22 protein-coding genes, 1 pseudogene and 1 riboswitch are annotated in these 22,056 nt (G+C 70.0%); of the genes and pseudogenes, 8 read left to right on the top strand and 15 right to left on the bottom strand.

What is annotated here, in order from left to right; translation table 11 throughout:
* The first annotated feature begins 106 nt into the window (after positions 1-106).
* Positions 107-844 carry a GntR family transcriptional regulator gene (locus tag OHA25_RS49405; RefSeq protein ID WP_327583778.1) on the top strand — a complete coding sequence of 246 codons (738 nt, stop codon included), beginning with the start codon at positions 107-109 and terminating at the stop codon, positions 842-844.
* A 19-nt stretch (positions 845-863) separates the two neighbouring features.
* On the opposite strand, the gene OHA25_RS49410 is transcribed toward OHA25_RS49405, so the two are convergent.
* The 3 genes from OHA25_RS49410 to OHA25_RS49420 form a co-directional block, all read right to left on the bottom strand.
* Entirely contained in the window at positions 864-1,736 is an 873-nt protein-coding gene (locus tag OHA25_RS49410; protein ID WP_327583779.1) for a cytochrome c biogenesis CcdA family protein, read from the bottom strand.
* A gap of 30 nt (positions 1,737-1,766) precedes the next feature.
* Entirely contained in the window at positions 1,767-2,351 is a 585-nt protein-coding gene (locus OHA25_RS49415) for a redoxin domain-containing protein (RefSeq protein ID WP_327583780.1), read from the bottom strand.
* Between the two features lie 151 nt (positions 2,352-2,502).
* On the bottom strand, positions 2,503-3,171 hold the full coding sequence (locus OHA25_RS49420; RefSeq protein ID WP_327583781.1) for a CHAP domain-containing protein: 669 nt from the start codon (positions 3,169-3,171) through the stop codon (positions 2,503-2,505).
* Positions 3,172-3,184: 13 nt separating this feature from the next.
* A riboswitch (cyclic di-AMP (ydaO/yuaA leader) is annotated at positions 3,185-3,329 on the bottom strand.
* 419 nt (positions 3,330-3,748) lie between these two features.
* Here OHA25_RS49420 and OHA25_RS49425 point away from each other — a divergent pair.
* From OHA25_RS49425 to OHA25_RS49435, 3 genes and pseudogenes are all read left to right on the top strand, one after another.
* Positions 3,749-3,793 (top strand): annotated as a pseudogene (locus tag OHA25_RS49425) (hypothetical protein); the annotation flags it as partial.
* A gap of 7 nt (positions 3,794-3,800) precedes the next feature.
* On the top strand, positions 3,801-4,160 hold the full coding sequence (locus OHA25_RS49430; RefSeq protein ID WP_327583782.1) for a sensor histidine kinase: 360 nt from the start codon (positions 3,801-3,803) through the stop codon (positions 4,158-4,160).
* A complete protein-coding gene (locus OHA25_RS49435) occupies positions 4,157-4,693 on the top strand; it encodes a response regulator transcription factor (RefSeq protein ID WP_327583783.1) in 537 nt (178 codons plus the stop codon). The genes OHA25_RS49430 and OHA25_RS49435 overlap by 4 nt, the downstream gene beginning before the upstream one ends.
* Positions 4,694-4,763: 70 nt before the next feature.
* Here the strand turns inward: OHA25_RS49435 and OHA25_RS49440 are convergent, their stop codons facing one another.
* Entirely contained in the window at positions 4,764-5,171 is a 408-nt protein-coding gene (locus OHA25_RS49440) for a hypothetical protein (RefSeq protein WP_327583784.1), read from the bottom strand.
* Between the two features lie 18 nt (positions 5,172-5,189).
* Positions 5,190-5,804 (bottom strand): hypothetical protein, encoded by a 615-nt coding sequence (locus OHA25_RS49445; RefSeq protein WP_327583785.1) that lies wholly within the window; start codon positions 5,802-5,804, stop codon positions 5,190-5,192.
* Between the two features lie 394 nt (positions 5,805-6,198).
* Between OHA25_RS49445 and OHA25_RS49450 the strand changes: the two genes are divergently transcribed.
* The gene (locus tag OHA25_RS49450; protein ID WP_327583786.1) at positions 6,199-6,606 is read left to right on the top strand and encodes a hypothetical protein; all 408 of its coding nucleotides are present in this window, start codon (positions 6,199-6,201) and stop codon (positions 6,604-6,606) included.
* 193 nt (positions 6,607-6,799) lie between these two features.
* Positions 6,800-8,497, top strand: a complete 1,698-nt coding sequence (locus OHA25_RS49455; protein WP_327583787.1) for a glycosyl hydrolase family 28-related protein — start codon at positions 6,800-6,802, stop codon at positions 8,495-8,497.
* Between the two features lie 21 nt (positions 8,498-8,518).
* Here OHA25_RS49455 and OHA25_RS49460 read toward each other — a convergent pair whose 3' ends face one another.
* Entirely contained in the window at positions 8,519-10,330 is a 1,812-nt protein-coding gene (locus tag OHA25_RS49460; protein ID WP_327583788.1) for a pectinesterase family protein, read from the bottom strand.
* 294 nt (positions 10,331-10,624) lie between these two features.
* Between OHA25_RS49460 and OHA25_RS49465 the strand changes: the two genes are divergently transcribed.
* Both OHA25_RS49465 and OHA25_RS49470 read left to right on the top strand, forming a co-directional pair.
* Positions 10,625-12,037: a pectinesterase family protein gene (locus OHA25_RS49465; RefSeq protein WP_327583789.1), complete on the top strand. Its 1,413-nt coding sequence runs from the start codon at positions 10,625-10,627 to the stop codon at positions 12,035-12,037.
* Between the two features lie 18 nt (positions 12,038-12,055).
* Positions 12,056-13,492, top strand: a complete 1,437-nt coding sequence (locus tag OHA25_RS49470) for an RICIN domain-containing protein (protein ID WP_327583790.1) — start codon at positions 12,056-12,058, stop codon at positions 13,490-13,492.
* A gap of 3 nt (positions 13,493-13,495) precedes the next feature.
* Here the strand turns inward: OHA25_RS49470 and OHA25_RS49475 are convergent, their stop codons facing one another.
* The 9 genes from OHA25_RS49475 to OHA25_RS49515 all read right to left on the bottom strand — a co-directional run bounded on the left by OHA25_RS49475 (position 13,496) and on the right by OHA25_RS49515 (position 21,958).
* Positions 13,496-14,680, bottom strand: a complete 1,185-nt coding sequence (locus OHA25_RS49475; protein ID WP_327583791.1) for an MFS transporter — start codon at positions 14,678-14,680, stop codon at positions 13,496-13,498.
* 104 nt (positions 14,681-14,784) lie between these two features.
* Positions 14,785-15,162, bottom strand: a complete 378-nt coding sequence (locus OHA25_RS49480; protein ID WP_327583792.1) for a hypothetical protein — start codon at positions 15,160-15,162, stop codon at positions 14,785-14,787.
* A gap of 1 nt (position 15,163) precedes the next feature.
* A complete protein-coding gene (locus OHA25_RS49485; protein ID WP_327583793.1) occupies positions 15,164-16,741 on the bottom strand; it encodes an AMP-binding protein in 1,578 nt (525 codons plus the stop codon).
* A gap of 10 nt (positions 16,742-16,751) precedes the next feature.
* A complete protein-coding gene (locus OHA25_RS49490) occupies positions 16,752-17,576 on the bottom strand; it encodes an SDR family NAD(P)-dependent oxidoreductase (RefSeq protein ID WP_327583794.1) in 825 nt (274 codons plus the stop codon).
* Positions 17,573-18,406 carry an alpha/beta fold hydrolase gene (locus tag OHA25_RS49495; protein WP_327583795.1) on the bottom strand — a complete coding sequence of 278 codons (834 nt, stop codon included), beginning with the start codon at positions 18,404-18,406 and terminating at the stop codon, positions 17,573-17,575. The genes OHA25_RS49490 and OHA25_RS49495 overlap by 4 nt, the downstream gene beginning before the upstream one ends.
* An 11-nt stretch (positions 18,407-18,417) precedes the next feature.
* The gene (locus OHA25_RS49500) at positions 18,418-18,981 is read right to left on the bottom strand and encodes a 3-phenylpropionate/cinnamic acid dioxygenase subunit beta (protein ID WP_327583796.1); all 564 of its coding nucleotides are present in this window, start codon (positions 18,979-18,981) and stop codon (positions 18,418-18,420) included.
* A gap of 60 nt (positions 18,982-19,041) precedes the next feature.
* The gene (locus tag OHA25_RS49505) at positions 19,042-20,307 is read right to left on the bottom strand and encodes an NAD(P)/FAD-dependent oxidoreductase (RefSeq protein ID WP_327583797.1); all 1,266 of its coding nucleotides are present in this window, start codon (positions 20,305-20,307) and stop codon (positions 19,042-19,044) included.
* On the bottom strand, positions 20,304-20,639 hold the full coding sequence (locus OHA25_RS49510; protein WP_327583798.1) for a non-heme iron oxygenase ferredoxin subunit: 336 nt from the start codon (positions 20,637-20,639) through the stop codon (positions 20,304-20,306). Before OHA25_RS49510 ends, OHA25_RS49505 begins: the two co-directional genes overlap by 4 nt.
* Positions 20,636-21,958: an aromatic ring-hydroxylating dioxygenase subunit alpha gene (locus OHA25_RS49515; protein WP_327583799.1), complete on the bottom strand. Its 1,323-nt coding sequence runs from the start codon at positions 21,956-21,958 to the stop codon at positions 20,636-20,638. Before OHA25_RS49515 ends, OHA25_RS49510 begins: the two co-directional genes overlap by 4 nt.
* Between the last annotated feature and the right edge of the window lie 98 nt (positions 21,959-22,056).

A 22,056-nucleotide genomic window follows, 5' to 3' on the forward strand; every position in this document is an offset into this window, starting at 1 on the left:
ATGGGCGATGTGGTTGAAGCCTGCCCTGTTAACACGGATCGAGTCAAGACTTTGTCCTGACATCATTGCGTAACGTCATATACATGAACAGAGGTACACTCGCCTCGTGGCCGTTCAAGTGGGTGTGACGCTCGATCGCTCTTCCCCCGTGCCCCTCTACCACCAGCTCGCCGAGCAGCTCCGCACGGCGATCGCCAGCGGCCGGCTCCAGCCGGGCGACCAGCTGGAGAACGAGCTCGCCCTGGCCGAGCGGCTCAGCCTGGCGCGCCCGACAGTGCGCCAGGCCATCCAAGAGCTCGTCGACCGCGGGCTCGTGCTGCGCCGGCGCGGGATCGGCACCACGGTGGCCAACCCCAAGGTGCACCGGCGTGCCGACCTCACCAGCCTTTTCGACGACCTCACCCGTGCCGGCGGGCAGCCCTCGACGAGCGTCCTGCGGCACGAGCTGGTGCGTGACGAACGCGTGGCCACCGCGCTCGACCTCCCGGCCGAGACCGAGCTGCTCTCATTCGTCCGGCTGCGGTTCTCCGGCAACCGGCCGCTGGCCATCATGCGCAACTGGCTGCCTCCCGCGCACTACGACATCAGCCGGGAGGATCTGCAGGAATCAGGCCTGTACGCGCTGTTGCGCGAACGCGGGGTGCGCCCCGTCGTCGCCGCTCAGTCGATCGGAGCCCGCCCTCCGACCTCGTCGGAGCGGCACCACCTCCGGCTCGAGCCCGCCGAGCCCGTCCTGACGATGACACGCACCGCCTTCGACTCCGGGGGCAAAGCCGTGGAGCACGGCGACCACTGCTATCGCGCCCAGGACTACAGCATCGAGGTCCTGGTCGACCAGCGCTGACGAGCGCCGGCGAACGCTTTTAGTCTTCGGAGCGGTGCGCGTTGCGCCGTGCCAGGCGAGCGGCCAGAGCGACTGCGCCGAGCACCGCGAGGATGACAGCGACCCAGGCCACGCCGAGGGATTCCAGCCACCGCGCGAGGGCGCCCTGCACGGCGGTCGCGGCGTCGACGATCGCGTCGCGGGGGGAGGCGCCCGCGAAGACGCGCAGCTCGTACCAGCCGTAGTAGGCGACGTACAGGCCGGCCGGGATCAGCAGTCCGCCGCTGATGCGCGACACGTACGGCAGCACGGCCCGGGTACGGGCGACCACGGCCGAGCGGGCCAGCGCCACCGCCAGCGACAGCGCGGAGACCACCAGGCCCATGCCGATCCCGTAGGCGACGAAGACCATCAGGCCGCCCAGTATCCCGCCGGCGGCCAGCGAGGCGGAGGTCACCGCGAGGAACGGGCCGATGGTGCACGACAGCGAGGCCACGGCGTAGCTCAGGCCGTATCCGTACAGCGAGGGAAGCGAGGCGATGGGACGGCCGGTGGCCAGCCGGGGCGTGCGGATCAGCAGCTCCCGCCCGCTCAGCAGCCATACGCCGAGCCCGGTCAGGGCCAGGCCGATGAGGATCGTCACCCACGGCAGGTATTGGCCCACCGACACCGCCAGCGGGGTCACCACCAGGCCGAACACCCCGAAAACCGTGACGAATCCCGCGGTCATGGCCGCCCCGAGCAGCAGAGCGCGCGCCACCGGCCCGCGCGACGACACGCCGCCCGCCGGGCGGGTGTCGTCGTCGGCCACGAGCATGGTCAGGTACGCGGGCAGCAGCGCGAACCCGCAGGGATTGAACGCCGCCACCAGGCCCGCGGCCAGGGCCAGCGCCAACGGCACGTCACCGATCATGTCCGGCTCCGGCTCGGCCGCGGCGCGGCGTCAGGCGGCGAGCAGCTTGGCGACAAGGCTATCGAGCTCATCGGAGTCGAGCGGGCCGGAGGCTTTCGCGGTTGTTCCGTCCGGTTTCATGAACACGAACGTGGACTGCTGGGTGATCCCGAGCCGGGTCCACACCACGCCCTTCTCATCCGACAGGTGGGCGAGGTCGCCGGTCCCGGTACGCCGGACGAAGTCCTTCATCGCCGCCTCACTGTCCAGGCCGGCGACCCCCACGAACGCGACGTCGGCGTACTTCTTGGCAGCCGCCTTGACGGCCGGCGCCTCCGACTGGCACTTGGGACACCACGGCGCCCAGAACCAGAACACGACCGGCTTGCCCGCCAGGCTCGCACCGTCGAAGGTCTGCCCGCCCAGTGTGGTGGCGGTGAACTTCAAGGCGTCGGGAACCCGCGCGTCACCGGACGCACCGGGCGTGCCAGATGCCGTGGTCGCGGGAGCCGGGGTGGCCGTCGCCACGGTCGCCGACACGGGCGCATCACCCCGGACCGTCTCAACGGCCCCGCCGCACCCGGCGATCAACAACCCCGCCGCCACGAGGACGGCCATCACACGAATTCTGCCCACGTCGTGAGGATAGGCCCAGGCCGCGGGCGCGAATCTTACGAGCCGATGACAACACCGATCTTGCGCGCATTGATAGGCAGGCACACATGCGACGGGTGGTGCAGGACCCTGTCCTGCACCACCCGTTATTTTCTGGCGACCTGCCTTGGGGTCAGGCCTTGTACTCGGGGTAGCCGTAGCCCACGACGTGGGCCTTGGGCCGGATGCGCTGCTCGACCTTGCCGTTTCCGGTGTTGCCCTCGATCGCGGTGATGGTGCCGTCGCCGTTGTCCTTCTTGACCATGCCGACGTGGTCGATGCCGTCGGTGCCCTGGCCGTTCCAGTCGTAGAAGACGACGGCGCCGGGCTTGGCCTCGGTGCCCCAGTGCTTGTTGGCCTGGAACCACTTGGCGTAGCTGACGGTGTAGGCGTCCCAGCCCATCGTGGGGCGGGCGCCGGCCTGCTCGCCGACCCAGGAGATGAACATGGCGCACCACGGGGCGTTGGCGTAGGCCTGCAGGCTGCCGCCGTCGCGGGCGACGGTCTCGGCTGCCCGCGGGGAGGACATGTACCAGCTGTGGAACGGGGTGCCGCCGCCGGCGGCGTTCTCGCTCACGCCGATCTGCGACTCGGCGATCTTCAGTACGGTGTCGGCGCTCACCTGGCCGGCGCCCTTCTGCGGGATGGCCTGGGAGGCGGGGAGGTTGGACCGCGCGGGTTGCGTGGACTGCTGGTCGGCGGCGAAGGCCGGGGATCCGGCGACGACCGTCGCGGCCATCCCGGCGGCGACCAGGGAGAGGCTTGCGGACGTCAGGGCACGAGCGAAGACGTTCTTGGCCATGGGTGAAAAATGCTCCTAGCTTCCATGCCGCCTACCGGGTTAGCTGACGGGTTCGGGCGTGGAAGTGCCCTACGGGGCGCTCGTGTCGAGCGCGCCGATTCACCCCAGATGAAGTGGGTCCCCGGTTCCGCAGATTGCGAATTCGGCGGCCGCGTCATGGTCACGGACTCGAATGTCCATGCCGATGAGACGCGGTCTCGGCAATACGGAGGACGTTACGCGGCACTGCCAGGCGTACGCCCTGAGTCCTCTAACGTAAGCGAACGGCATAGAAAGATGCAAACCCCGATGGGGAGCAGGCAACAGAATGCCCTATGAGATAGGCGATCGGGGCGAAATCCTTTACCTACTCCCACCCATCGCCGGGGTTTGTCAGAGCGCTTTCACTCGGGCGCGTCGAAAGAGGGCACCCCTGGGCCGGGTGGCGGCCTTGACCCGGCAGCAGTCGCTCGCGCTGCGGGAGCGGGCGATGCGGCTGGAAAAGGAGCAAGAACTGGCAGCCGAGCGGGCGGCCCAGCACGAGCGGGCGAGGATCGCCCGGGACATGCACGACATCCTCGCCCACGCGGTCAGTCTCATGGTGGTCCAGGCGGAGTCCGGCCCGCTCGCCGTACGCACCCGGCCGGAGCGTGCGGAGGCGGCTTTCGAGGCGATCGCCGCCAGCGGCAGAGACGCCGCTCGAGCTGTCGCACGACGTCGAGGTCGCCGCGTACCGGATCATCCAGGAGTCGCTCACCAACGTCGTCAAGCACGCCGGCGCCGGCTCGGCGGAGGTTCACCTCGCGTGGGAGCGCGACGCGCTGCGGGTCACCGTCACCGATGACGGCCACGGCCCGGGGCCGGCCGACGCGGGCGGCCAAGGGCTGATCGGCATCAGGGAGCGGGCGGCGGCGGGCGGCGGGGACGCCATGTTCGGGCCCGCGCCTTCGGGCCGGGGTTTCCAGGTCTCGGTACGGCTCCCGCGCGGGCACGCGGAGGTGGCCCGATGACGATCAACGTGGTACGCGCCCACCAGCCCCAGGTGCTCCTCCTCGACATCCGGATGCCGCACATGGACGGCATCGACGCCGCCCGGGTCGTGTGCGCGGAGACGGACACCCGCGTCCTGATGCTGACCACTTTCGACCAGGACGACTACGTCTACGACGCCCTCCACGCCGGGGCGAGCGGCTTTCTGCTGAAGGACGTGCGCAGGGACGACCTGGTGCATGCCGTCCGGGTGGTGGCCGCCGGGGAGTCGCTGCTCGCACCGGCCGTGACCCGGCGGCTGATCGACGACATGGTGTCCAAGCGGCCCAGGAGACGACCCGTCGGGCTCGACCTCCTCACCACCCGGGAGCGGGAGACGCTGATGTTGCTCGGTCGCGGCCTGTCCAATGCGGAGATCGCCGCGGCGTTCGTCGTCAGCGAGCACACGGTGAAGACCCACGTCAGCAACGTGTTCGCCAAGCTGGCGGTCAGGGATCGGGTGCAGGCGGTCATAGCGGCGTACGAGTCGGGCCTGATCCAGCCGGGCGGCTGAGCCCGAACACGCCCCGGCTCCCGGCTGGTACGAATCGACCGGCCGGGAGCCGAGGCGGCAGCGGAGAATCTCAGGAGACTCTTAGGTAGAACGCGGCGTCGGCCGGGTATCCGTAGGAGGCTTGGCTGCGGACGGCGATGGTGTTGTGCCAGTCACCGCCGCACGCACGGGACCCGCGCTGCACGGACAGCGAGCGGGGGGACCAGTGTCGGCCCACTGCCCGGGCGTAGAGCTCCTCCGCACCGTCCAGGTCGACGCCGGGCTCCACGACGACACAGTAGGTGCCTCGGTACGCTCGCCAGACGTCGACGATGTTCCTGCTCCTGATGATCGACCCGTCCGCCGACACCACGGCCGAGGCCTGGGTGTAGCCGTAGCCGTGGCCGTGGCCGTGCGGAATGTCCGCGAGGGCGGGGGCCGGCGCCAGGATGGCGGTCGCGGCGAGCGTGAGTGTGCAGACGCGCTTGATGCTTTTCATCTCAGTGTTCCTTTCTGGTCAGGCGATGACGAGGTCGAAGCCGCCGTCGGCGAGATGGCCGGTGCTGGGGTTGTAGACGTTGACGGTGACGGTGTTGTGCTGGCCGCAGGTCGCCCACGGGCTGCCGTAGACCGGCGACGGGTGACGGTGGCCCGGCCATCCGTGCTTGTGCCACCCGTTGCGGTGGCCCGGGTTCCGGTAGACCGGCGACCCGTTCCGGTGACCTGGCGACGGGTTCCGGTAGACCGACGAATCGTTCCTGTAGTCGGCCGAATCGTTCCTGTGGTCCGCCGACGTGTTCCTGTAGACCGGCGAATCGTTCCTGTAGACCGGCGACGTGCTCCCGTAGACCGGCGACGTGCTCCCGTAGACGACGTGGGCGAGCCGCAGCGCCTGGCGGGAGGAGACCTGCATCAGCGCGTCGTTCACGTCCACATGGTGGGAGACCTGGACGCAGTACCGCCCGAGGCCGGCCCGCCATGACCTGATGACGTTCTTGCCGCTGATGAGCGTGCCGCCGGCGTCGACGGTCGCCAGGGCTCGCGCGTACGGGGCCCTGCGGTCGGCCTGAGCGGCTGGGCCGACGGCCATGACGAGACTGGTAGCGGCCAGCGTGAGGCCGGCCGCGAGCATGCCACGAAGCATGGAAGTTCCTCTCGATCACATAGGGATAAGAGCCACGACAGAAAGTAAGGTCGTGGAGGCCTCCGAGTCGCGAGCCACCCCGCATCGGACGATCCAAAGATTCTTGGCCGATCGCTTCCGAACCAGTGGCCCGTATCGGGCGTCGCAACCGCCTCTTTCCCCGCCGCTTGTCCCGCCGTTCCGGGACCTTGGCTGTTGGAGCGCGCTTTACCCCGGGCGACGGAGCGGGCACATTCGAGCGCGGTTCCCCGGCATCCTCAACGGCCAGGACTCGCGGGATATACGCCAATAAATGTTGACCTGTGCACTTTCCTGATGGTTAATCAGGAAGGGTGTGCCGCTTTCAACGGGGGAAGCGGCGGTTCATGGCCATGGGGGAAACATGACCAAGCGTCTTGTCGGCGTGCTCTTAGCGGCTACCGTCGCGACCGGGGTCCTCGCGACGCCGGCGTCGGCGTCCGAGACGGGGACGACGGCTCGTCCGCATCTGCTCGACTACAAGATCTACTTCGGTAAGTGCGAGGACACCTGCCGCATCAAGGTGCGGATCAAGAACGTCTCCCGCACGAGGCTCTATGACGTCAGCCTGAACGCCCGGCTCTGGGTCAACGGCACCAAGGTCGGAGCCTGCTACGACTACGTCGGCAGCATCCGTCCCAAGGCGGTCCGCTGGGCCGGGTGCACCGTACGATCGGCGAAACTCGCCCGGCTGTGGACCCGCTACCTCGACGGCGGGATCGACTTCAACACCAAGACCAAGACCAACGTCCACTACGAGTACTACTCGTGACCAGCGAGCCAGGGGCCGATCTCCTCGGCCCCTGGCCGCCAGGAACGAAGACACATCCGATGTATCGCGGACCTCGCCACGTTTCATGCAAGGGTCGTTCCGGGCCTTAGGCGGTTGACAGTCCTGACATTCTGTGGGATCACCATCAAAAGATCCCACCTTTGAGTGGAGTGCTCGACCCCCGAGGAGCACCATGCGTCAGGACCTTGCCAAGCTGAGCCGCCGGACACTCGTCGGCGGCGCGGCGGCGGCCATCGCCGCGCCCGCGCTCGCGAGCGGAACCGTGGCGGCCGCCCGACCCGCCCGAGCGTCGGGCCGGCCCGCGGATGCGGCGTCGGCCGCCCTGCTGGACCAGTGGGCGCAGGCGCCCGGATCCCACCCGCTGATTCCCGACATCTCCCGCGCCGGTTACCGCCTCGGAGCCCGTCCGCCGCGGCCGGACGTCGTGACCAGGGTGACCGACCACGGCGCTCGCGCGGACGGGACGACGGACTGCGCCCCGGCCTTCAACGCGGCGCTGCGCGCGGCCGGGGAACGGGGCGGTGGCGTGGTGCTGGTGCCCCGCGGCACCTACCTGCTGTCATCGCCGGTTTTCGTGCACTGGTCCAACGTCGTCCTGCGCGGCGCCGGGCGTGCGGCCACCGTGCTGCACTTCACGCGGACGCTGGACGACGGCTACCGGCCGGCCCGGCAGTCCAATGGCAACAGCCGCTGGTCGTGGACCGGCGGGCAGGTGTGGTTCATGGCGGCCGAGCGGCGGGCCCGTTCGGAGGCCGAGGACTTCGCCGGCACCGAGGGCTGGCTGCTCGGCGACACCCTCGCGGAGGTCGGCGCCGCCTCTCGCGGCCAGCGCACGCTCCTGGTCTCCGGCACCGGAGGGATGCGCGCGGGCGACATGGTGATGCTCGAGTGTGCCAACCCGCCGGACGCGAGCCTGCTGACGCATCTGGCCGGGGAGGTGCCCGGCGCCCGATCGTACGACTGGCCGCGCAGGGCGCCGCAGCTCGTCACCGACTCCGGCGGGCAATACATCCAGTACGCCTCCCTCCAGTGGCCCGTCCGCATAGAGGCGATCCTCGGCGACCGCCTCGTCCTCCTGGCCCAGCCGCTCAAGTACGACCTGCGCCCCGGCTGGCCGGCCCGGCTGCGCGCGCTCGGCCCGACCGTGCACGACAGCGGCGTCGAGCAGCTCACCATCCGCAACGAACGGGTCGCGATGACCGCGCACAACAAACACCTCGGCTCGAACGGGGTGTGCTTCCAGGCCGTGCACGACTGCTGGGCGAGCGATGTCCGCGTGGAGAACTGCGACCTCGGCTTCGGCTTCACCTACGCCAAGTCGACCACGCTCTCCCGAGTCGCCGTGGGCGGCCGGGCCGCCCACCACAGCTTCGCCTGCCGGATGCAGTCGCACGACAACCTCGTCGACGACTTCGAGATCGAGGCGTTCACCGTCCCGGTGCCGTCCGGCGCCGTCCACCACGGACTCAACGTGGAGGGTCTGTCGTCGGGCAACGTGTGGCGGCGGGGCCGGATGGCCGAGGGCACCTTCGACACCCACCGGGCGCTCCCGTTCGAGAACGCCCGGACCGACATCACCCTGGTGAACAACGGCCGCGTCGGCGGCTCGGCGGCGTCCGGGCCGCTGTTCGGGGCGCGGATCGCGCATTGGAACGTCCGGGTCACGAGCGGCAGCGCGTACGCCGTGACGATCGCCGACGTCGCGCCCCGCAGCGTGACGGTGGGTGTCCAGGGCACCAACGGCACCGCAAGCGAGCTGCCTCCGGACTTCGCCGGCGACCTGGAGAACCTCCTCGTCGAGCAGGGCTCACGTCCCGGCGTCACCGACCTGTACGCCGCCCAGCGTGACCGCACGCCGGAAAACGACTAGAAGGACGACAACACGGTCCGGTCAGGTCCCGGACGGAAGTGTCCAGTTCCGCAGGAAGGACCGGACCGTGTACGCGCGGGCCTCTTCGTCGGTGAGCTGCGGCCGGTCCGCCGTGACGGCCGCGCCGGGGCCGGTGTTGCGGTATTCGGCGAAGCGCCCCTCGCCCTCCCAGGGATCGTCCTTGACGTGCGCGCCCAGCCAGGAGTCGCGGACGACGACTTGAGCGCCGTCACCGGCCCGTCCCAGGGAGACGGCCTTGGCCGCGTCGCCCTCCAACCGGCTGCCGGCGATGAGGACGGAGCCGCCCGCGGCCACGGTGCCGGCGCCGAGCGACTTGATCGCGCAGTGGTCCAGGACGGCCGTGCCCGGGCCGCGGACGATGTCCACGTCGCCCTCCACGTAACAGTCCCGCAGGTAGGCCCGGCCGTCCGCCTGGTAGGTGCCCTCGTTGCCGAGGAAGCGGGTGCCCTTGAAGGTGATCCGGTCACCGGCCGTCTGCACGGCGGGCGCCGGGCCGGCGGCGAGGGACTCGTCGTAGGCGTTGCGCAGCGTGACGCCCTCGACGGTGATGTCGTTGCCGAGCACGCCGAAGGTGGCGCTGCCGGCCGGTCCCCACGTGCCGCCGTAGAACTTCTGCCCGTTCGCGGGCAGCTCGTAGGTGATGACCACGTCGTCGGGGTCGCCGGTCGCACCCTTGATCGTGAGGTCCCTGCGGCCCGCCCACACCCGGACCATCTCGCGGTAGACGCCCGGCTTGACCGTGATCACCGCGCCGCGCGGGGCCGCGCCGACGGCCGCCTGCACGCTGCCGAAGTCGCCGGTGCCGTCGAGTGCGACGGTGATCCGCTGCGGCGCGGGCTGCTCCCCGCCGAGCGGCCCGGCGCCGCGGCCGACGATGGCGGGCACCCGGTCGGCGGGGTCGAGCGTGTAGGCGTAGTAGGCGGATGGATCGAAGGCCGCGCCCACGTTGTCGGTGCGGCCCTCGCTACCGTCGAACACGTTGCCGCGCTGGACCACCTGGGAGGCGGGGTCCTTGGCCACGATCGGGTCGGGCACCGACCGGTAGTAGCTGTTCTCGACGACCAGCTTGCCGCTGCCGCGGATCATGGTGCCGTACATCGCGGTGTCCTGGACGTAGTTGTTGTACCAGTGCGCGGCCAGGGTGTTGTCGATGCTGGCGTTGCGCTGATGGGTGCCGCGGATCCAGTTGTGGTGCATGGTCACCTTGGTCACCACGTTCGGGGTCCAGCCGACGCCGACGGCCTTGTTGTGGTCGCTGAACACGTTCCAGGAGACGGTGACGTAGTCGCTGTCCTTGCGGATGTCGAGCAGGCCGTCGCCGGTCCTGGTGAAGTGGTTGTGGTCGATCCACACGTGGTGGGCGCCGTCCATCTGGACGCCGTCGTAGTCCTTGCTCTTGCCGTCCCAGTCGCCGGCGACGTAGGAGTCGCGGATGGTCAGGTTGCGGATGATGACGTTGTGCACCTGGTTGAGGAAGAATCCGCCCTGGACGATCTCGGCGCCCGCGCCCTCGCCGACGATGCTCTTGTCGGAGGCGACCGCGATCTCCTTGCCGTAGGGCTCCATCTTGATCGGACCCCTCACCTTGATCACGTACGGCTCCGCCGCCGTGGCGTACCGTTCCAGGTCGGCCTGGTTGTCCACGGTCACGGTGGGCCCGGCGGCGCCACCTGTGGTGCCGTCCACGCCGAGGGCGCTCAGCCCGGCGAACCCGTCGGCGCGTCCTGACCATGGCGTGTCCGCCGTCGCGGGGGACGGGACGGCCGCCGTCAGCGCCACCGCGAGCACGACGAGCAGGGTGGGGCGTTTCATCAGGTGCCTCCGGCTGGGGGGTGCGGTCGGAGGAAACGTTGCGGTAGCCCGAACGCAACGTCAACGGCATGAAAACGCCTCCGAGCCCTGCTAGCAGGCAGAATTCCCGCAATTTCGAAATTTTCGCGGCTGAGCAGCGAAAAAGCCCGGCAGCGCCCGCCGGGCGCCCACCACGGGCGTTCGCATGAAAGTTTCATCCGCGACCATGGTTTTCCGGCCCGATCGCGGTGGTTCAGTTGACAGATCTCTTATGTGTGCTTCTTCCTCAGTGGCTACGAGGAAGGAGCACATGAGATGTTCGTGCGCAAGCACGCGGCAGGCGTCGCCCTGCTGACGGTGATCGCCTGGGGACTGGCCCCACCTGCGGCGCAGGCGGATGTGCCCGTGCCGGGCGGGGTCTACCAGCTCAAGGTGACCAAGAGCGGCATGTGCCTGGACGTGGTGAGCGGCTCGCTGGACAACGGCGCGTTGTTGCAGCAGTGGGGGTGCTCGGGTGCCACCTGGCAGCAGTTCACGGTCGTCTCCGCGGGGTCGGGGGTCTACACGATCCGCAATGTGAACAGCGGCCGATGCGTCGATGTGCCGTACGGGTCGGCCACCTCCGGGCTGCGGCTGCAGCAGTGGGGGTGCGGTGACGGCACCAAGAGCAACCAGTTGTGGCGCTTCGTCGCCTCAGGCACCGGTACCTACCAGGTCGTCAGCGCCGCCACCGGGCTGTGCATGAGCGACCAGGGCGCCTCCACCGCCTCAGGAGCCGCGATCATCCAGGAGACCTGCACCGCCAACACCAACAAACAATGGTTGTTCGCCCCCGTGTCCAAGCCCACGGTCGCGGCCGACGGCTCCGGCACGTACCGGACGGTCCAGGCCGCGGTCGACGCCGTGCCGTCGGGGAACGCGAGCCGGGTCACGATCACTATCGCACCCGGGACGTACCGGGAGATCGTCCGGGTTCCGTCGACCAAGCCGTACGTCACGCTGCAGGGCCTCGGCTCTTCGGCGGCCCAGACTGTTATCGTTAACAACCACCATGCGGGCGAATACGGGACATCCGGCAGCGCGACCGCGTTCGTCGACGGCCACGACTTCGTCGCCACGAACCTGACGATCTCCAACGACTTCAACGAGGACCCGGCCGTCTCCGGTCATCAGGCGGTGGCGCTCAACCTGAACGCCGACCGCGCCCGCCTGTCCAACGTGCGCCTGCTCGGCGACCAGGACACGTTCCTGGTCAACAACTCCGCCCGTGCCTACGTGTCGAACTCGTACGTGGAGGGCACCGTCGACTTCATCTTCGGCGGCGGCACCATCGTCTTCGACTCCTGCGACATCTATGAAAAGCGCAGCACCGGCGGTCCGCTGACCGCGGCGAGCACGGACGCCGCGAAGACCTACGGCTTCCTGTTCTACAAGTCCAGGATCAGCGGGGCGGCCTCGGCCGGCACCACCAGCCTGGGCCGCCCGTGGCGCCCCGACGCCCAGGTGCTCTACCGGGAGTCCACGCTCGGATCCCTCATCAACACCGCTCAACCGTGGACCGACATGTCCGCCAACTCCTGGAGGAACGCCCGCTTCTTCGAATACAGGAACACCGGGGCGGGAGCCGGGACGAACGCCAACCGGCCCCAGCTCAGCGACACCCAGGCCGCGAACTACACCCCGCAGAAGTACCTCGCCGGGTCCGACGGCTGGAACCCCATCGGCTGACCATCTCCGGAGGAGATCATGAGCATCCGCGCTCGCGCGGCATTCACCGTCCTCGCCGCCCTGACCTCGCTCGGGGTCGTGTCCGCACCCGCCCAGGCGGACACACCCGTGGCAGGCGGCGTCTACCAGCTCAAGGTGACCAAGAGCGGCATGTGCCTGGACGTGGTGAGCGGCTCGCTGGACAACGGCGCGTTGTTGCAGCAGTGGGGGTGCTCGGGTGCCGCCTGGCAGCAGTTCACTCTCCGCTCGGCGGGAGCGGGCGTCTACAACCTGGTCAACGTCCACAGCGGACGCTGCGTGGACGTCCCCAGCGGTTCCACCACCTCAGGGGTACGCCTGCAGCAGTGGGGATGCGGCGACGGCACCAAGCCCAACCAGCAGTGGCGCCTGACCCCGTCCGGCACCGGCACGTACCAGATCATCAGCGTCGCCAACGGCCTGTGCATGAGCGACCAGGGCGCCTCCACCGCCTCAGGAGCCGCGATCATCCAGGAGACCTGCACCGCCAACACCAACAAACAATGGTTGTTCAGCTCGACCGGCGGACGCACCTGGTCCAACAACGCCGACGGCTTCGCCGCCACCGGCGGCAACGGCCTGACGACCACCACGGGCGGCGCGGGCGGCGCCACGGTCACCGTCACCACCTACGCCGACCTGGTCAGGTACGCCACCGCCGGCGCCCCCTACGTCATCAGGGTCGGCGGCCCGATCACCGTCACGCCGTACGGCACCGAGATCAGGGTCGCCTCGAACAAGACCATCGTCGGCGTCGGCACCAGCGGCCACATCGTCAACGGCGGCTTCTTCCTCGGCGCCGGCGTCAGCAACGTCATCATCAGGAACCTGACCATCCGCGACACCCGGATGGCCGACGACGACCCCGGCGACGACACCTACGACTACGACGGCATCCAGATGGACACCGCCCACCACATCTGGATCGACCACAACCACATCACCCGCATGAACGACGGCCTGATCGACAGCCGCAAGGACAACAGCTACCTGACCGTGTCCTGGAACGTCCTGGCCGACAACAACAAGACCTTCGGCATCGGCTGGACGGAGAACGTGACGGCGCGGATGACGATCCACCACAACTGGTTCCGCGGCACCAACTCGCGCAACCCCAGCACCGACAACGTCGCCTACGCGCACCTCTACAACAACTACCTGCAGAACGTGACCGGCTACGGCAACTACGCGCGCGGCGCCACCAAGATGGTGATCGAGAACAGCTACTACGACACGGTCAAGGACCCGTACTACAAGGACGACGCCGCCCAGTTGCGTCAGTCCGGCAGCATCGTGGTCAACTCCTCTGGGCAGCAGGAGACCGGCGGCTCGGCCTTCACCCCGAGCTCGTTCTACTCCTACACCCTCGACCCCGCTGCCAACGTGCCGTCCCTGCTCAGGACGTACGCGGGACCCCAGGCCAACATCGGCGCCTGACCCTCATCGGCGGGGCAGGCGGGCGATCAGCCCGGTGACGACGAGCCCGGCGGCGCACATGCCGGACAGGGCCCACAGGCCGGCGTCGAAGGAGCCGGTCGCGTCCTTGAAGGCGCCCAGCCCGTAGGCGAAGGCCACTCCCCCGAGGTTGGCGCAGAAGTTGCTGAACCCGGTGACCAGACCCGCGTTCGCCGTGCCGACATGCTGCAACGGCACGGCGAACAACGGCCCGAAGTAGAGCTGGAGGAACACCGAGTTCATCGCGATCACCGCGATCAGCGCCGGCAGGGCGTCCACGAACGGAATGAGGAAGATCGTGACGGCCAGCATGGCCAGGGACACGCCGACCACGGCCAGCGGCCGCCCGAGCCGGTCGGACAGCCAGCCGCCGAGGAAGTTCGCCGGAGCCGTGACCGCCGCGCCGATGGCCACGACCGCGCCGGCCACGCCGAGCGAGAAACCCTTGTCCTCCACGATGAGGCTCGGCAGCCAGAACCCGATCCCGGTGACCACCGCGAGCCGGACGAACTGGATGAAGCCGGCCAGCCACACCGCCCGGTGCGACAGGATCTCGCGGGCCTCCGCCCAGGTCGGTGGCTTCGCATCAGTCTTGTGCGGGGCGGAGTCGCCGAGCCTGGCGAAGGCCAGCAGCACCAGCAGGCCGCTGGCGGCGAACAGGATCATCAGCCAGCGCCAGCCCAGCGGGCCGACCAGCACCGGGCCGAGCGCGTTGAGCAGGATGTTGGAGGAGAAGCCGCCGGCGACGTAGAGCCCCATGGCCGTCGCCCTGCGGTCCGCCGGGAACTGCCGGCTGATCAGCAGCAGCCCCGGCGCGAACACCAGCGCCCGGAAGACGCCCGAGACCGCCTGATTGGCCACCAGCCAGCCGAAGGAGTCCAATGACGCGAACGTGATCGACAGTAGGTTGGTGCCGACCAGCCCCACCACGAACAGCCGTTTGGTGTCGAACCGGTCGGACAGGTATCCGGACGGGATCTGCATGAGCGCGTACGTGAACGTGCCCGCCGCGGCCAGCAGCCCCGCCTGTGACGGGCTGATCCCCACGTCCTGCCTGATGAGCGGGAGGAACAACGCGACGCCGCCGAAGCAGAGGGCCTGCATGCTCTGACACACGACGATCAACGTGCGATTGAGCACCGGGCCCCAGCTGCGTACCGGAGATTTCACGGCCTCCGTCGCCGCGCCCCCCATCAGAGGGCGCCGTCATCCATGCATGCGTATGTCATCGACCTCACTCTAGGATCCGCCGGCAGGCCCGCCCACGCCCGGGGTCAGCTGTCCGGCACGTGGCCGAGGTCCATGTCGGTCCTGGTCACCCACGCGGGCTCGGCCACCAGGAGGCTGAGCTGAGCGTCGGGCAGGTCCACGTCGACGACGTACCGGAAGCCTGCGTCCTCCGCGGCGGCGATCCGGGCCAGATCGCCTTCCTGGACGGCGTACACCACGCGGCGGCAGCGCGGGTCGGCCACGCTCACGACGTCCACCAGCGCCCGGAGCAGCTCGGTCCCGGCCTCGTCCACCTGGAGTTCGACGTCGTGGGCGGCCACGGGGTAGGCCTCGCGGAGCCGCCCGGCGGCACAGCGCTCCAGCCGGACGCGAGCACCCTGGAAGGCCGGGGCGAGGTCGGGCAGGGGCGGCACCGTGATCATGTCAGCCGTCCTCCTCGACCATGCGCCGGATGGCGATCTTCTCCAGTTTGCCGGAGGCGTTGCGCGGCACGTTCCGCACGACCTTGAGCAGCCTGGGCAGCTTGTATCTGGCCAGGTGCGCGGAGGCGTACTCCCGGACGTCGTCCAGCGTGAGGGTCACGCCCTCGGCCGGGGACACCACCGCGACGACGGTCTCGCCCCACTGCTCGTCGGGCGCGCCGACGACGGCCACGTCCACGACCCCCGGCATCGTGGCCAGCACCCGCTCCACCTCGGCCGGGTAGACGTTCTCACCACCGCTGATGATCATGTCCTTGAGCCGGTCGACGATGTACACGCAGCCGTCCTCGTCGACGTAGCCGATGTCGCCGGAGTGGAACCAGCCCTCCTCGTCGAACGCGGCGGCGGTGGCCTCGGGGTTCTCCCAGTAGCCGGGGGTGACGTTGGGGCCGCGGACCACGAGTTCGCCCGCCTCGCCCGGCTTCAGCGGCTGGTTGGTGTGCGCGTCGACCACGCGTACCTCGGTGTACGGCATCGGGATGCCGGCGGAGCCGGCCTTCGTCAGGGTGTGTTCGGCGGGCAGGTGGGTGGCGAACGGCGCGGTCTCGGTCAGCCCCCACGCCTGCTGCAGCAGCACGCCGTGCGCGGCGTACAGCTCGATGAGCGCGGGCGGCACCGGCGCGCCGGCGACCACGATGGAGCGCAGTGGGGTGAAGTCCATGTCGAAGACGCCCGGGACCCGGCTGAGCGCGGCGAACATCGCGGCCACGCCGAACATCGAGTTGATCCGGTACGTGACCAGGTCGTCGAGGAACCCGACCGGGTCGAAGGCGCGGCGGACGAGCACGGTGCCGCCGCGTGCGAGGGCGCGCAGCGCGAAGCTGTTGAGCGCCCCGATGTGGAACAGCGGCGCGCCCGCGTACGTGACGTCGCCGCGCCGGGTGTCGAGCACGGAGTCCACGTTGACGGCGTTCCACCAGGCGTTGCCGTAGGTGAGGATGACTCCCTTGGGCAACCCGGTGGTGCCGGAGGTGAACATCAGGATCGCCCGCTCGTCGAAGGTCTTCGGGACCACCGCCGGCGTCGGTGCCGCCGCGGCCATCGGACCTGACCAGGGCTCCCACCCGGGGACGCCGCAGGTGGCGGGCACCGCCGGGTCGTCGTCCACCAGGAGGAACCGGGTCAGCGCGGTGCCGCCGCGGACGTGGTCCACGTGCGGGCGGTGCCCCTCCTCGCAGACGATGGTCCGGGCGCCGCTCTTCTCCAGCACCCGCTCCAGTTCCGGTTCGGCGAGCCGGAAGTTGACCGGGACGAAGATGGCGCCGATCCGGAAGACGGCCAGCATGGTGACGAGGAATGAGGCGCTGTTGAGTCCGAGGTAGGCGACGCGGTCGCCGGCCGCGACACCGCCGTCGGACAGGACGGTCGCCAGCCGCGCCGCCTTGTCGTCGAGCTGGGCGTAGGTGAGGTCGCCGCCCGGGTAACGGACGGCGACGACGTCCGCGCGGTAGCGGGCGTTCCGCGCGACCGCCGAGGCGGGGTTGACGTCGACTGCGCCAGGGATTGGGGGGTGGGTCACGATCGGCTCCTCAGAGGTGGTCGCCGCCGGCGGCGCGGGCGAAACCCCGGACGCCGATGCCGCCGTCGGCCGAGATCGCGTGTCCGGTGATGGGACCGCTCTGCTCCCGGGCCGCGAGCAGGACGTACGGGGCGGTGAAGTCGCGCGGGTCGGTGCTGGAGTCGTGCAGCGGGATGGGCGGGCTGTCCCCTCTCTTGGCGAACGACGCCGCGATCGAACGGTCCCCGAGCGCCAGCGTCTCGGGGCCGCGCAGGTCGGTGTTCATGCCGCCGCAGGCGACGCCGTTCACCCGGACCTTGGGGGCGAGCTCGTAGGCGAGCTCACGCATGAGGCCGAGGCAGGCGTGCTTGCTGGCGGTGTAGAGGGGGCCGCCGCCGTTGACGTGGAACGACGCGTTGGACAGCGTCATGACGATGCTGCCGCGGGTCTTGACCAGCTCCGGCCAGGCGGCCTCGGCGGCCAGCAGGTAGCCCTTGACGTTGATGGAGAAGAGCTCGTCGAAGGCGGCGCCGATCTCCTTGCCGGACAGGCGGGTGAGCTGGCGCTGGTAGTCCCACACGCCGGCGTTCGCGACGAGGGTGTCGAGCCTGCCGAAACGCTCGACCGTCTCGGCGACGGCGGTGTGCAGGGCCTCGGAGTCGCGCACGTCGGCGGTGACGGCGTGCATCCTCGCCGGGTCGGGCGCGGCGCTGATGACCTCGTCGAGCTGGTGCGGGTCGCGGCCGAGGATGGTCACGGACGCGCCCTCGGCGAGGAAACGCTCGGCGACGGCGCGGCCGATGCCGGAGCCGCCGCCGGTGATCAGGGTGGCGTACCCGTCGAGCCAGCCGCTCATGTCAGGAACCCGGTGACGAGGTCCTCGAACTCTTGCTGCCGCTCCAGCTGCACCCAGTGGCCGCACCGCCCGAACACGTGCAACTGCACGTCGCGGATCTGCTTGAGCATGAGCTGGGCGCCGTCGAGGGTGATCGTGCGGTCGTCGCGGCCCCACAGCAGCAGCGTCGGTGCCTTGATCTTGTGCAGGTCCTTCCACAGCGGGTCCATGCCGCCGCGCTTGGCGAAGGCGGCGTTGTAGCGGTGGTAAAAGGCGATGTGGCTCTCGTCGAGTGAGGCCTCGTAGCGGCTCTTGACGACGTCCTCGCCGAACTGGCGGTGGTCGAAGACCATGGCGCGGATGAACGCGGCCATCTTCTTCTCGCTCGGCCCGCCGCCGTTGTAGTAGCGGAACATCTCCTTCTGCCCCTCGGTGGGCGTGGGCCCGGACGGCAGCCACCCGCCGCCGGGTGCCATGAGCACCAGCCGGGTGACCCGGTCGGGGCGCTCCTGCGCCATCGCGATCGCGGCGGCGCCGCCCAGGCTGTTGCCCAGCAGGTGGAAGGTGCCGATGCCGAGGGCGTCGAGCGCCTGGAACAGCGCGTCCACGGTGATCTCGGTGATGGACCGCTTGTCCAGGTCTTCCTCGGTGGGGCGGTAGCTGCCGCCGAAACCGGGCTGGTCGGGTAGCACGACGCGGAAGTGGCGGGCCAGCGCCGGGAGGTTCTGGTGATAGTTGCTGACGCCGGAGGCACCCGGGCCGCCGCCGTGCAGCATCACCAGCACGGGGCCCTCGCCGGTCTCGGCGACGGCGATCTCGCCGAGCGTGGTGGTCACGCTGTGGTGCTTCACAGGGGCTCCCATCAGAAGAAGGTCGAGATGTTCTTCGCGAGAAGGATGTTCTGGTCGAGCAGGATGGCCCGGCGGGCGACCTGAAAGCCGGCTCCGACGCGGCGCAGCACGTCGGTGCGGCTGCCGGCGAAGACGCTCTCCTCGCGCTCCAAACGGTTGCGGTAGACCAGGAATGCCGAGCGTACGTGCAGGTCATCCGTGGTGAAACCGGGGTGCTCGGCGGGGTCGGCGTGCCGGACCATCACGTTCGTCACCAGGTGGCGGGTGCGCGAGGGCGGGTCCTCAGCCCAGGCCATGCCGGAGTCGAAGCGGCGGATGCGCCAGGCCAGGCTCTCCTTGCTCTCGTCGTAGTAGGCGGCCTCACCGCGCGCGGCCACCGACAGCGCCTGCTGGCGGCGCAGCCGGTTGGTGCGGGTGGGCATCCAGTAGTCGAGGTCGTCGGCGAGCAGGTCCAGCCAGTCGGCGTAGCGGCCGGCGTCGAGGAGGTCGGCCTCCTCGTAGTAGAACTGCTCGACCTCGAAGTGGGTGTCGCGGTCGGCACGCATCCCGGCCCGCGCGTCGGTGGCGGTGCTCACGGTGTCATTCGATCCCTTCTGGAGGGTGGTGGGGAACGGGGTGTGCCGCAGGGTGGCACGTCAGCCGCGCAGCAGCGTGCGCAGGCTCGCGGACGGGTCGGACAGCCGCGCCGGGTCGGCCGGGACCCGGCGGTCGATCATGCGGCGGGCGGCCCGCACGGCGGTGGAGTCGTCGACCGCGGCGGCCGCGACGACCAGCCCGTCCCGCAGGCCGAAGACGGAGAAGGACGGGTCGTCGAACGAGCCGCGGACGATGACCTCGTCGGCCGTCTCCATGTGGCCGGCGACCTCGACGTGGCGGCCGTGCCGGTCCGTCCAGAACCACGGCGCGGTGGGCGCGGGGGCGCGGGTGCCGAGGATGGTGGCCGCGGCGCGGGCGCCGTCGTGCCGGGCCGCCTCCCAGTGCTCGACCCGCGGCCCTTGACGGGTCCGCGCGCCGTCGCCCACCGCGAGCACGGCCGGGTTCGAGGTGATCTGTCCGGCATCCACGAGGACACCGCGATCCACGTCGAGTCCGGCCGACTCGGCGAGAGCGGTCTGCGGTGTCATGCCGACGCCGAGCACGACCGCGTCGAACACCCGCGACGGCTCCGCAGCCACCCCGGGCCCGGCCACGTCGAACGTCCGCGGCTCGACGCCGCCCGCGAAGCTCGCCTCGGCGCCGCCCACAAAGCTCGCCTCGATGCCGTCCGTGGTCTCGGCGAAGGAGGCGACGCCGGCCCGCACGGTGGTGATGCCGCGCCGCGCGTGCAGTCGGTGCAGCCAGGCGGCGAGGTCCTCGCCGAGAGCGGCGGCGAGCGGCGTGGCCACGGGGTCGGCCAGGACGACGTCGCAGCCGAGGTCGACGGCGGTCGAGGCGACTTCGGCGCCGATCAGGCCGGCGCCGACCACGAGGACGCGGGCGCCGGGCGTGAGCGCCGCCCGCAGCCGGTCGGCGTCCTCCGCCGTGCGCAGCACGTGCACGCGGTCGCCGCCCACGCCGGGGATCGGAGGGCGGGCCGCGCCGCCGCCGGTGGCCAGCACCACCCGGTCGGCGCGCAGCAGCAGGCCGCCCGCCAGTTCCACCGTGCCGTCGGCCGGGTGCAGGGCGGCGACCGTGCACTCGTTGATCAGCCGTACCCCCTGCTCGTCGTACCAGTGCGGGGGCTGCAGGGCGATCTGCTTGAGCTCCCTCGATCCGGCCAGGTACTCCTTCGACAGCGGCGGGCGGTCGTACGGGAACTCGCCCGCGTCGACCAGCGTGAGATCGCCGTCGAAGCCGCCCGCGCGCAGGGCCGCTACCGTGCTGACGCCGGCGACGCCGCCGCCGGCCACCACGATCCTCATGGCGCTTGGTTCGGGAAGAGGTAGACCTCGCCGTCGCGGACCTCGACCCGGTGCGGGCAGGTGCTCCGGGTGGCGGGCAGGCCCTGAACCTCGCCGTTCTTCAGGCAGAACTTGCTGGAGTGCAGCGGGCACTCGACATAGCCGTCCTCGACCCAGCCGTCGGCCAGCGAGGCGTCCTCGTGCGTGCAGGTGTCGTCGAGCGCCCACACGCTGCCGTCGGTGTCGCGCAGCAACGCGATGTCGTCGGCGGTGCCGGTGATCGCCTTGTCGATGGCGACGCCCTCGCCCTCGGGGATGTCGTCCAGCGCCGCGACCCGAATTCCTTGAGTCATTTGTCCTCCTCGTGCCAGGCCGGGGTGTTCATGAGCTCGCGCCAGCGCGCGTAGAAGGCCCGGCCGGCGGCGTCGCTGTAGAGCTCGCTGGTCGTGCCGGGGTGACGGCCGTCCTCGCGTTCGGAGCCGAGGCCCATCTGGTAGTTGAGCGGCACGTTGTTGGTGATGAACCCGTGCGAGACGGCCTGCACCTCGCTCCAGTTCTCGCCGTCGTCCTGCTCGAAGATGCCGCTGGGGCCGAACGTGCGCAGGTTGTACAGGCGTTGCGCCTCGCGGACCTCGTGCGGCATGGACTTGTCGACGATCGTCCACGCCCACACCTCCATCCGGTCGGGGCCCTTGGGGTGCCAGATCCGGATGGAGCCGTTGACCGGCAGGTAGGAGAAGTTGGGGAAGACGGTGGCGTGCCCGTTGGTCAGCGGGCCCTCGACGCGGGCGTCGCCGAGCCGCTCGCGCAGCGCTTGATAGTCGGTCCACTGGTGGACGGTTCTCGCGTCGAAGCGGTTCTTCGGGTGCACCGGGAAGCCGGCGCCGTGACCGTTCCGGCCGGCGTACTGGCGGCCGGTGCGGTGCACGATCTCGTCCTTGGGGCCCTTGCCGGTGGGCGAGAGCAGCATGAGCGCCGAGGCGTGGCTCATGTTGACGTGGTACCAGTCGGTGGCGAACTGCTCGGCCGCCAGCTTCCAGTTGCCCTCCAGCACCCACTTGTGCACGCCGCCCACGACCACGGTGCCCTCGTCGTCGTGGTCGAGCATCGCGTCCATGTACCAGGCCATGTCGCCGAGCGACTCGCGCAGCGGCACCGGGTCCGGGTTCCAGGTGCCGAAGATCAGGCCGCGGTGGTTCTCGACGTGGGGCACCTCGACCAGGCCCCACTCGCCCGTCTCGAACGACTCCGGGTAGCCCGCCTTGTTCGGCACGCTGACCAGCTTGCCTTCGAGGTCGTACGACCAGCCGTGGTAGGTGCAGGTGAAGTTGCGCGTGGCGCCGTAGTCGGCGCGGCAGACGCGGGCGCCGCGGTGGCGGCAGGAGTTGAGGAAGGCGCGGACGCGCCGGTTGCGGTCCAGGGTGACGATGACCGGGTCCTCGCCCATGTAGGTGGTGAAGAAGTCGCCGGGCTTGTGGAACTGGTCGGCGTGCGCGAGGAACAGCCAGCTCGGCGCGAACACGCGGCGCAGCTCCTGACGGTAGATCTGCTGGTCGGTGAAGATGGCACGATCCACCAGCCCGCCCTCGGCATCGACGAGCCCGGAGACGTCGATGGTCCGCGCCAGCTCGGCCGGGCGTCGCAGGGCCCCGCGCGGGGGTTCGATGGTCATGGGCCCAGGTAACAGCCACGGACCCGCCGCTTTCCAACCCTTGTTCCGTACGGCGGCACACGCGCTGTTCCCCGACGATGACCGTCGGACAGCGTGGG

It is taken from the genome of Nonomuraea sp. NBC_00507 (assembly GCF_036013525.1).
In the GTDB taxonomy this organism is placed as follows: domain Bacteria; phylum Actinomycetota; class Actinomycetes; order Streptosporangiales; family Streptosporangiaceae; genus Nonomuraea.

Coding starts and splice junctions, on each gene's coding strand:
- OHA25_RS49410 (WP_327583779.1), bottom strand. CDS start 1,736: ATGATCGGTGACGTGCCGTTGGCGCTGGCCCTGGCCGCGGGCCTGGTG.
- OHA25_RS49420 (WP_327583781.1), bottom strand. CDS start 3,171: ATGGCCAAGAACGTCTTCGCTCGTGCCCTGACGTCCGCAAGCCTCTCC.
- OHA25_RS49435 (WP_327583783.1), top strand. CDS start 4,157: ATGACGATCAACGTGGTACGCGCCCACCAGCCCCAGGTGCTCCTCCTC.
- OHA25_RS49440 (WP_327583784.1), bottom strand. CDS start 5,171: ATGAAAAGCATCAAGCGCGTCTGCACACTCACGCTCGCCGCGACCGCC.
- OHA25_RS49445 (WP_327583785.1), bottom strand. CDS start 5,804: ATGCTCGCGGCCGGCCTCACGCTGGCCGCTACCAGTCTCGTCATGGCC.
- OHA25_RS49450 (WP_327583786.1), top strand. CDS start 6,199: ATGACCAAGCGTCTTGTCGGCGTGCTCTTAGCGGCTACCGTCGCGACC.
- OHA25_RS49455 (WP_327583787.1), top strand. CDS start 6,800: ATGCGTCAGGACCTTGCCAAGCTGAGCCGCCGGACACTCGTCGGCGGC.
- OHA25_RS49460 (WP_327583788.1), bottom strand. CDS start 10,330: ATGAAACGCCCCACCCTGCTCGTCGTGCTCGCGGTGGCGCTGACGGCG.
- OHA25_RS49465 (WP_327583789.1), top strand. CDS start 10,625: ATGTTCGTGCGCAAGCACGCGGCAGGCGTCGCCCTGCTGACGGTGATC.
- OHA25_RS49470 (WP_327583790.1), top strand. CDS start 12,056: ATGAGCATCCGCGCTCGCGCGGCATTCACCGTCCTCGCCGCCCTGACC.
- OHA25_RS49480 (WP_327583792.1), bottom strand. CDS start 15,162: ATGATCACGGTGCCGCCCCTGCCCGACCTCGCCCCGGCCTTCCAGGGT.
- OHA25_RS49490 (WP_327583794.1), bottom strand. CDS start 17,576: ATGAGCGGCTGGCTCGACGGGTACGCCACCCTGATCACCGGCGGCGGC.
- OHA25_RS49505 (WP_327583797.1), bottom strand. CDS start 20,307: ATGAGGATCGTGGTGGCCGGCGGCGGCGTCGCCGGCGTCAGCACGGTA.
- OHA25_RS49510 (WP_327583798.1), bottom strand. CDS start 20,639: ATGACTCAAGGAATTCGGGTCGCGGCGCTGGACGACATCCCCGAGGGC.
- OHA25_RS49515 (WP_327583799.1), bottom strand. CDS start 21,958: ATGACCATCGAACCCCCGCGCGGGGCCCTGCGACGCCCGGCCGAGCTG.